The 9467-nt window shown below is 41.0% G+C and carries 15 protein-coding genes; 1 reads left to right on the forward strand and 14 read right to left on the reverse strand.

Annotation, left to right across the window (positions count from 1 at the left end):
• The 9 genes from LHW48_03810 to LHW48_03850 form a co-directional block, all read right to left on the reverse strand.
• Positions 1-843: NAD(P)H-dependent oxidoreductase subunit E (locus LHW48_03810; protein ID MCB5259583.1), on the reverse strand; the 843-nt coding region annotated here is incomplete at its 3' end.
• Positions 844-858: 15 nt separating this feature from the next.
• Positions 859-1224: a (2Fe-2S) ferredoxin domain-containing protein gene (locus LHW48_03815; protein MCB5259584.1), complete on the reverse strand. Its 366-nt coding sequence runs from the start codon at positions 1222-1224 to the stop codon at positions 859-861.
• The gene (locus LHW48_03820; protein MCB5259585.1) at positions 1224-1793 is read right to left on the reverse strand and encodes an ATP-binding protein; all 570 of its coding nucleotides are present in this window, start codon (positions 1791-1793) and stop codon (positions 1224-1226) included. Before LHW48_03820 ends, LHW48_03815 begins: the two co-directional genes overlap by 1 nt.
• Before the next feature lie 4 nt (positions 1794-1797).
• Positions 1798-2280, reverse strand: coding sequence for an NAD(P)H-dependent oxidoreductase subunit E (locus tag LHW48_03825; GenBank protein ID MCB5259586.1), 483 nt, complete (start codon positions 2278-2280; stop codon positions 1798-1800).
• A 16-nt stretch (positions 2281-2296) separates the two neighbouring features.
• Entirely contained in the window at positions 2297-3049 is a 753-nt protein-coding gene (locus LHW48_03830) for a PHP domain-containing protein (GenBank protein MCB5259587.1), read from the reverse strand.
• Between the two features lie 8 nt (positions 3050-3057).
• Positions 3058-3399 carry a hypothetical protein gene (locus LHW48_03835; GenBank protein MCB5259588.1) on the reverse strand — a complete coding sequence of 114 codons (342 nt, stop codon included), beginning with the start codon at positions 3397-3399 and terminating at the stop codon, positions 3058-3060.
• Between the two features lie 13 nt (positions 3400-3412).
• Positions 3413-4696, reverse strand: a complete 1284-nt coding sequence (locus tag LHW48_03840; GenBank protein ID MCB5259589.1) for a 4Fe-4S binding protein — start codon at positions 4694-4696, stop codon at positions 3413-3415.
• A gap of 6 nt (positions 4697-4702) precedes the next feature.
• Positions 4703-5194 carry an ATP-binding protein gene (locus LHW48_03845; GenBank protein ID MCB5259590.1) on the reverse strand — a complete coding sequence of 164 codons (492 nt, stop codon included), beginning with the start codon at positions 5192-5194 and terminating at the stop codon, positions 4703-4705.
• Between the two features lie 9 nt (positions 5195-5203).
• Positions 5204-5551 carry a transcriptional regulator gene (locus LHW48_03850; protein MCB5259591.1) on the reverse strand — a complete coding sequence of 116 codons (348 nt, stop codon included), beginning with the start codon at positions 5549-5551 and terminating at the stop codon, positions 5204-5206.
• 476 nt (positions 5552-6027) lie between these two features.
• Between LHW48_03850 and tpx the strand changes: the two genes are divergently transcribed.
• The gene (gene tpx / locus LHW48_03855) at positions 6028-6531 is read left to right on the forward strand and encodes a thiol peroxidase (GenBank protein ID MCB5259592.1); all 504 of its coding nucleotides are present in this window, start codon (positions 6028-6030) and stop codon (positions 6529-6531) included.
• Here the strand turns inward: tpx and LHW48_03860 are convergent.
• The 5 genes from LHW48_03860 to LHW48_03880 all read right to left on the reverse strand — a co-directional run.
• Entirely contained in the window at positions 6521-7195 is a 675-nt protein-coding gene (locus LHW48_03860; protein MCB5259593.1) for a metal-dependent hydrolase, read from the reverse strand. The two genes, tpx and LHW48_03860, sit on opposite strands and share 11 nt — an antisense overlap.
• A 9-nt stretch (positions 7196-7204) precedes the next feature.
• Positions 7205-7741, reverse strand: a complete 537-nt coding sequence (locus tag LHW48_03865) for an NUDIX hydrolase (protein MCB5259594.1) — start codon at positions 7739-7741, stop codon at positions 7205-7207.
• A 142-nt stretch (positions 7742-7883) separates the two neighbouring features.
• Complete coding sequence (locus tag LHW48_03870; protein MCB5259595.1) at positions 7884-8162, reverse strand: hypothetical protein; 279 nt, start codon at positions 8160-8162, stop codon at positions 7884-7886.
• Between the two features lie 10 nt (positions 8163-8172).
• On the reverse strand, positions 8173-9015 hold the full coding sequence (locus tag LHW48_03875) for a hypothetical protein (protein ID MCB5259596.1): 843 nt from the start codon (positions 9013-9015) through the stop codon (positions 8173-8175).
• Between the two features lie 11 nt (positions 9016-9026).
• Positions 9027-9467, reverse strand: a 441-nt coding sequence (locus tag LHW48_03880) for a hypothetical protein (GenBank protein MCB5259597.1), incomplete at its 5' end; no start/stop codon positions are given.

A 9467-nucleotide genomic window follows, 5' to 3' on the forward strand; every position in this document is an offset into this window, starting at 1 on the left:
AACAAAGGCTCCTGCACCAGTGCGAACTTCAGCATCGAAGTTGAAGCCGGATCCAAAGATATCGTTGCCCATTAGACCAAGTTCTTTGGCTTGTTGAATTGCCATTTTTATCCGTTTAATGGCAAGGGGATATTCAGCTCGGATATAGAAGAATCCATTGCTGGCACCCATACAATAAGCTGCAATCATCATTCCTTCCAGAATGCGATGCGGGTCTCCTTCTAATAGGGAACGATCCATAAAAGCGCCAGGGTCACCTTCATCACCATTGCAGATTATGTATTTCTGATCTGCTTTGGCGTCATGAACCATCTGCCATTTTATGTGGGTAGGGAAGCCTCCACCGCCGCGCCCGCGCAATCCGGATTCTTTGATGATGTTTATAGCATCTTGCGGTTTCATTTCTGTAAGCACAGTGCCCAGTGCCTCATAACCACCGGTTGCGATATACTCATCCAGACTTTCTGGATCTATGTAACCGCAGTTTTCCAAGGCTACCTTTACTTGTTTTTGGTAGAAAGGAATGTCTTTGTGAGCCGAGAAAGTTTTCTCTTCTTCCTGAAGCATCAATCTTGCAACAGGACGGCCCTTAACAAAGTGCTCGGAAACAATCTCAGCCACATCATCTGGGGTTACCTTCTTGTAGAAGATACCTTCGGGATAAATAACCATAACCGGACCGTAATCACAAGGACCCATGCATCCCGTTTCAATGATATTTACCTCGTTGGTGATATTATGTTCCTTCAGCACTTCGTGAAAGCGTTCTTTGATCTTAAGGGCACCGGCTGATACACATCCGGAACCACAACAGATCAAAAGGTCAATACGTTTCAGAGACATTTAATTCCTCCTGCCTTAGTTGCCGGTAGCGACAACATAATCGGAGACAACTCTGCCATTTACGATGTGCTCGACTACTACTTTTTTTACCTTGTCTGGATTCATGTTTCCGTATGTAACTTTGGTTTTTCCCTCTTCAATGAGGTCAACCACCGGTTCCATCGAAGAAAGTCCTTTTTCACCTGTTTGTGTTACCATAACATCGGTAAGGTTTCTTGCTGCAATCTCTTCCAGGAAAGTCTTCATAACTTCACGTGCGCCCATAGCAATTCCGGATGTTCCCATCCCGACTACTACTTTGATGCGCGCGTTACCACCACGAAGTTTCATATCTTCCTGGGCTTTTTCACGGATTTTCTTAAGGTCTGCCAGTGTTTTCATCAGACATCCTCCATGTTTGTATTTTGTATTCCTTCAAATAGTGATTGGTCTATATATTCAATAACATCGGGATAGGTGAGAGGGATATCTCCCAATTCTTCCCTAATAGCCTTAGTATCAAAGTGAAAGCAGAGTTCTTTGGCTTTGTCTTTGTAGATTAAGTGAATAAAGAAATCTACTTCCGGATGTCCAATAATCCCGCCTAATAAGGTGTCTTTCATGTTTCCAAGGGGCATTCTATCGATATGATCCAAAGGAAAATCAACGGTTAGGACAGTGCCAAATCCGGGTTCACTTGCCATTTTAAAAGCTCCGCCTACTATTTCTGCATTCTGTTTAAATAGTGGAATGCCTAAGCCAACTTTTTTTACTCGTTCTTCCTTTGATGTATAAAAAGGATCCTGAGCTTTCTCTAAAGTATGCGCATCCATACCCGAGCCGTCATCTTCCACTATAATGCGTAAACGGTTTTTTAAAACATTATTGATAACGCGCACCTTGATATTTTTGGCATCCGCTCTAACGGAGTTTTCAATTATATCCAATAGGTGCAAAGATATATCTTGCATTATATTACTCGTAACGACTCAATATTTCTTTAATTTTATCTCTACTATCAATGCGTCCGTAAGTATCTTCACCGATAACGAATACAGGGGCAAGTGAGCAAGCGCCAACACAACGTACGGCACTCATAGTAAAACGTCCATCTTTAGTAGTTCCACCAATCTCAACCTCAAGCTCATCACTGAGCATTTGGATAAGGCGGGGAGCACCCTTAACAAAGCATGCGGTGCCAGTACACACATTAAGAGTGTATTTACCGCGAGGGGTCATAGAAAAGAAGTTGTAAAAAGTTACTACACCATAGATTTTGCTGGCAGGGATGTTCATTTTCTCGGCTATGAATTCCTGTACTTCAATGGGCAAGTAACCAAAAATATCCTGGGCGATACGTAAGATTTCGATCAGCGGGTTGCGAAGATCTTTTTTTTCTTCTATTGCCTCGGCCAGGCGCTCGTAGAGCCTGTTTGTGTCTTGAGCTATGGATGCCATAACTCCTCCTTCTATATCAGTCATTTATAATATCATTATTTATATAGCGGCCACCTGTTTTATGGGCAGCCAATAAAAGTTCGTTGGCGTATGCTTGTTCAATATGAAGTTTGCATACTCCACTTCTAAGATCGTTTAGGTAATGTGCATCGCTGGCTCGCAAGAACGCTTTTCCAGATAATTCCGGGTGTTTTGCAAGATACTCGTTCAGATTAAGCGAAGCAGTGATACCCAAAAGTTCAAAGCTTGGACTTGCTGGTAAAAACCCTAACTGGGATATGATGCTATTAACTTCAGCATCAATATGCGCCGGAATGGCAATTCCACCAAAATCAATTATCTGTTGAGTTGCCATGGCAAGATCCCACGTAGAGGAATTTATCAAAGCTCGAGATTCCACTCTTAAAATGTTCTCATTTTCGTCAATGATTACTTGGTCTCCAAAATAATCGGGATCATTTGGAAGAGGAAGCAGTGATCTATAAAGCACCAAATCGAATGCTTTGGCTTTTTCCCTATCATCAAAATAGCCCAATAGATGGATTTCTTCCAAAGTTTGAATCTCTACTCCCCAAGTAAAAAAAAGACCAGCTCTTAGCGCTACGCTTTCATAGGCTGGGCAGTTTGCCATCGAATTGTGATCGGTAATCGCAAACCATTCGATGCCTAATTTCTTTAGTTTAGCTACCAAAGCAGAGGGAGACATTTCCAAGCCACCACATGGAGATAACACGCTATGTATGTGTAGATCAGCGCTATATATGCGCATATGACTCTTTACAATTTTAGGGCTTTATAAAGTAATCCAGCTAATCTGAAAGTGTCAAGTTTGCTGCTAATTAAACAGATACTTTCTTCCAGGGCTTTGTCGCATACGGCATCGTCAGGAGTGTTCCCTTTGGCAAATATGATTACGGGTATTCCTGTCATGGAAGCCACGGCTATAACGTTCAAATGTTTCATTATAGTAATCCAAGCTTGATCGGGCTTGGCAGAACCCATTACATCACTCAGCATATCGCTTACATAAGCATCTGTGATATTTATGGTTTCAGGGTCGATTGCTGGTGTGTGGTTAACGCCATCAATCATATGTAAATATTCACTAAGTGTGCTCATTATCTATCCTTTCTTAATTATTGTCGTCTTCGCTGATCTTTCCGCGTTTCAATACCACACAATCATCTATAGAAGCTTTTCCCAATACAATATCTTCGGCAAGGGCATAGCACGTTGGACTTCCACATGCGCTGCAATTTAGCCCCGGAAGCATGGTAAGAAACTCGTTAATTTTCTTCATTTTTTGAATTGCTTTTTTTATATCTTTATCCAATTCCATTATTGGGCGTGGTGCTAAAGGAGAAACAGTGAATTCTCCTAAGGAGTGAAGCCGTTCCAGCTCTTCTACATGAATAACCTTGTCTTCACCCTCTTTACTCATTTTTTTGATGCGACTCATTGCCACAAATGGGTTTTCCACATTAAGACAGCCACCCACACAACCATTCGTGCAACTTCGTAAAACAATATAATCGTATTGATCCAGATAATGATCCTCTACTCGAGAAAGGATGTCCATTACATTATCAACACCATTTACTGAGAGTGCCCTTATATCATCGGTATCTACCAATTCTGCCTGTACTCCTGAAAGTGCCCAAGTAAGTCCCTGTGGATATGTGTCGATTGGTTTGGGATTATTTTGAACGGTTTTTATAATCTCCCTAACCTTGCCATAGATCATTCCAGTCGAAAATGCTCCGTCTTGCAGATGTTTATAGGCTCCTTCCGGTTGGTGAACAGCCGTAACGTGTGCAACACAGGGCACTATTAAAAATATGCCTATTTCATCTTCACTTAAGCTTTCATCCCTAGATATTTTTTCTCTAAGATAACGGGTAAGGATGCTCATTGGAGCTTCTTGGTGAAAAAGATTAGGCAACAGCGATGGATATTTTACTTGAATCAAGCGCACTACGGCAGGACAGTTACTACTTAAAATTGGACGTTTATCACGATTCTCTCTGATGTATTGACGGATTATCGAAATCATGAAATCTGTTACCATTGCTTCTTCGGCAACCTCATCAAAACCAAGCTCCAAAACTGCTTGTTTGGCGTTTGCATAACTGATGTCTTCCGAAAATTGACCAAAGAAACTAGATGAGATTATTGCAACCTTATACTTGTAATTGTGTATGATGTCCAAAGGATCACTGGAAGGAATGATGGCATGAAATTCACATGCAGATACGCAATTTCCGCAATCAACACAGCGATTTGGATCTATATATGCCTTACGGTCACGAACGCGTATTGCCTCGGTAGGGCACACTCGTACACAGGCAGTACATCCGGTACAGTTATCTTCCAATATCTGTATGGCATGAAAGTATTTGCAATTTTGCTTATTCATTGTTATTCAAGAAAAGAAGATTATAAATTCAACCAAGGTAGAACTCCCGGCATCTGAAACAATATGCAAGGCATCACTATTCTTTTTTATGTTGGGCAATCCTAATCCAGCGCCAAATCCAAGCTCACGCACTAATTCGTCTGCCGTAGAAAATCCTGGTATCATTGCCTGTTCTATATCTCCAATTCCAGGTCCTTCATCTTCGAATCGGATGTGTATGAGATCATCGTAAACAGCACTGTGCATAACACCGCCTCGTGAATGTGCGGCAACGTTTATTTCGGCTTCGTATGAAGCAACTGCGATTCTACGCAGGATATCTGAATCTACTCCTAAGCGTTTCAATAGGTTTTTTACCTCTGAAGAACCTTTCCCCGCGGTATTGAAATCCTTTTCTGGGACGGTAAACATCAAATCTACTTCCGAATCTCCATTGTCGGCAAGAAAACTCTGCACTTTATCGTTATAGCCATCGGCTACAAACCAATATTCAGCCATGAGTAATATTTATATCTTGCAGCTTCGCAAGCCGGCATTAAACAGCAAACCACTGCTTCGATAAAGGGTAAATTTGGTGGATATTATTGGTAAACCACGCTCAGCTGCCATATCAATGACGTCTTGTAGGGGGCGTTTGCCTCGAACAAATACTATTCCACTAAGATCAATCATATCGCTGAGGCGGATAACTTGGTTATTAGTGAGCCCGGTAAGAAGTAGGGTGGGCTCCTTTGTACACATTAGGATATCTGAGATCATATCCGACGCAAAAGCGCAGGGTACCTCTCTATTCATATCTGCTTCAGGGTATAGCACTTCACCATCCAGCAAAGTTACAATATCGCTAAGAGTCATTCAATTTTCACCTTGTGATTATTCTAAGAAACACTCTCAAAAAATATAGCTTATCAGTCAAGGGAAAAGTACTGAAATAAGAATATATTTATACTTCTTAGTAGATACAATTTACTTCGGTATCTTCATCCCTTTCTGTATATTCTAAGTAATCACTAAGTATCATTCAAGCAGATCTAATCCTGCTTGCATAGGATAATAGCAGGAGAAAACTTCCTTAAGCAATGCGTGAAACATTGGGCTAGCTATGAGAAAAATGAAGACTAAACTATGCAATTGATTTAATGTCATAATTCACGACTACAGCATAATATATTTATAAGATCACTTGCCCCAAGATACATTTCTTTTCCTGATGAATAGATAGTTCAGAATCTTCTGAGAATAAAGCTGAGCAGAACTTGATACACAAAAAGAGTTTGCCTTTTATGAACAATAGCCTATCATATAAGTATAATATCTTATGTGAGGTAAAAATGGCAAAGATAAAACTACAAGGAAACCCGATAAATACCGCTGGCGAGATGCCGGCAATTGGTAGCAGAGCCCCGGTTTTCTTGCTGACCGCAGCTGATCTGAAGGATGTGAGTATGCAAGATTTCCAAGGGAAAAAGTTGTTGCTGAATATATACCCTTCAATAGACACCGGAGTGTGTGCAATGAGCGTGCGAAAGTTTAATGCAGAAGCCGCCAACTTAGACAACACAGTTGTTTTGGGAATATCACGCGATCTTCCCTTTGCATTAGGTAGATTCTGCGGTGCGGAAGGAATTGATAAAGTTTATACTCTTTCTGAGATGCATAATCGTAATTTTGGCAAGGATTATGGCTTGGAGATTGTTGACGGTCCGATGGCTGGGCTTTTAGCTCGGTCTGTTATAATAATAGATGAAAAGGGTAAGATAAAATATACCGAACTTGTCGATGACATCGTACACGAACCGAATTATGAGGCCGCTTTAGCTGCGCTTATACACTGATTGTCTCTCCCGGTTTCATAATCTTTACTGAGATCCCGTGCTGTGCGCAAAGTTCTGCAAATCGCACGGGGTCTTGTTTTATAACGGGGAACGTGTTAAAATGAATGGGTATAGCAACACGCGGTTTTAGCCAAGAACAAGCTATTGCGGCATCCTCAGGATCCATAGTATAGTTACCACCAATGGGGACAAGAAGATAGTCTGTTGCCTGACTTTCAGCAATGAGTTTAAGATCCCCAAATAAGCCAGTATCTCCCATGTGGTACACAGTAATCCCATCAATGGTAAGAATGATGCCAGCAGCCATGCCACCATATCTGCCATCGGGTGTCATGCTACCATGCTCTGCTTTCACAAATTTTACTGTGCCAAAATCAAAACTAAATGCGCCCCCTATTTGTATAGCATGGGTTTGGCAACCAGTCTCTTTGAAGTAACTCGCAAGTTCAGATACGGCAACTATTACGGTATTTTTATCTGCTATCTTCAAAGCGTCTCCGCTGTGGTCGCCATGAGCATGGGTGAGAAAGATATAGTTTGCCCTTACTTCACGGGATTTTACAGGGGATAGGGGATTCTGATCCAACCAGGGATCAATAACGATACTGATGCCATTATTTGTTACAATTTGAAAGGAAGCGTGAGCGAAAAACCTTAGAGTCATACATCCTCCTTATAGGGCATCTATGCCTGTTTCGAGCTTTATGAAGTGTTTATGGGCGTCGAATGCTAATGGAGGAAGCTTATCCAGCGGGAAGAATCTTGCCTCTTCAGCATCGTCGCCAGCTTGTAACTTGCCCCCAATGATATTCATTTTGAAGCCAATACTAAGAGTTCTTAAATAGATAGGGCTATAACCATAATACCAATCAATACAGTAATCCACTTGGCCATCGAGACCGGTTTCTTCTTTCATTTCGGCGATGGCGTTTTCTTCGGGACTCATATTAATTTCTATATAGCCGCTGGGGAGAGCCCACATACCTGCTCTGGGTTCAAAAAGGCGTTTCACCAGAAGAATTTCATTATGGTCGTTAATAACCAGGATAGCAACTGCAGGGATGGGATTTTTGTATAAAATGAAGCCACAAGAAGGACAGATGGCGCGGAGTTTGCCTTCACGATCTGTCCGGATCTCCAGTTTTTCACCGCAAGATTGGCAGAAGTTTGCATTTTGATATAGGTCTTTGACTGTTTTAACTTCTCTCATATTACCATATTTTAGATTTATCTTTCTTTGTCAAATAAATAACTGAGATAGGATTAATAGCAGATAGTATGGATATGATTATACGAACATAAAGAAAGGCAGGCTTCATCAGAAACCTGCCAAGATACAACGGGTATAAAGACTAATAGAAGAAGATTTTTACACCAATTGCAATAAGTAAAACGCTATTAATTGTAAGCCAGAGGTAAATCCGGTTTGCGATCTTCTCATAAGTTTCGCGATTGTATTGGATTTTTTTCTCTAAGCGGACAAGCATATGTTCCATTGTAGCCATTTTTTCTGCAGTATGGTCAGCTTTTTTGATGTTTCCATTGTGATTTATGTCTCTTTTGAAATGTCTAAACACTTCGAACAGTAAGGGTATATATGCTGGAGAAAAGCGTTTGAACAATGCTGCCATCATAACTCCTTTAAAACTTGTAACCTAGATTAAAGTAGTGAGTGGGAGAAAGTACAGAATGCATGGTGAACGAATAATCAACAGACACACCCTCAACTACAAAAGTAGCTCCGGCAGAATAAGTGGCAGGGTTTTGATGAACGCCGGCACGAATGAATAAGGGTTCAAATAGTTTGGCTTCCACTCCGCCCATAAACTCGGTTGTTTCGGCAAAATCTTTCTTCACTTCAACGGTAGTAGTTACACCATCATAAGGAACGTAGGCAATACCTAAAGCCAGTTTATTGGGAAGATCTATTTGGTTTTCATATCCCATTTTGGCTTTGGCAAGATTGCTTACTGCAAATCCTATTTTTGTACGGTTATGAAGAAGCGCTGTTACTCCAAGATCAATTCCAAAGGCATCATCTGAATCGTCATCGTCAAAAGTAAGTCCATAATAGTTTAGATTGTAGCCAACATTGATAGTGGAGTGGATGTCCTTTTGCAGCGTAAAAGCATGGCTGAGAGTAAAGATCTGATCTTGATACAAGGTGTAATCTTCGTAATCAACATCCATCATGCGGATGCCGGCACCTAATGTTCCAATCCCTTTGGGGAGTTTAACGCCGAAAGCAGCTGTTTTATACTCAGAAAACTCTTCCCCCATAAGCCGAGAGAATCCAATCTTTGCTTCATATCCGGATTCTGCTAAGCCGGCGGGGTTGTAGAATATTGTATTTACATCGTCTGCAACTCCAGTAAAAGCGCCTCCCATACCCCGTGCGCGAGCCGAGGGTTGGTAATCGTTAAAAACTGCTAAGAGCAAAGTGCAGGGAATCAATACCAGGCCAAGTAGAATTATCTTTTTCATGTTTATCTCCCTCATTTCAATCGTGATTTAATCACAATGGGTTGTACGGTTGAAAAGCGTTTACTGGTTTCGCGATTAGATATTTCGGCATGACAATAATACAGACCAGGTTTTAGTAAATTCATATTGCTATCTCTACCATTCCAAGTAGTGCTAACAATACCGGTTGAGCTTGAAAAGTTCTGATGTACGGGAGTAGCAACCAATCTACCCTGTGCATCATAGATGCGAATGATTGCACGAGCCAAAAAACCAGTCTTGGTTCCATATTCTATGTTCAATATTTCATTCATAGCAGGATCAAATATGTTTTTCTCACTTGCTGTAGTGCTTAGGTTGAGGTGAGCAATATTTTCCATGATTTTAACTAAGATTCTGCCATTATTGAGAGAATTGATCTGATATGTATCATAAAAAAACTCATCTAAATATATAGGGATATCGCCGTATGT

This window comes from Candidatus Cloacimonadota bacterium (genome assembly GCA_020532355.1).
In the GTDB taxonomy this organism is placed as follows: domain Bacteria; phylum Cloacimonadota; class Cloacimonadia; order Cloacimonadales; family Cloacimonadaceae; genus UBA5456.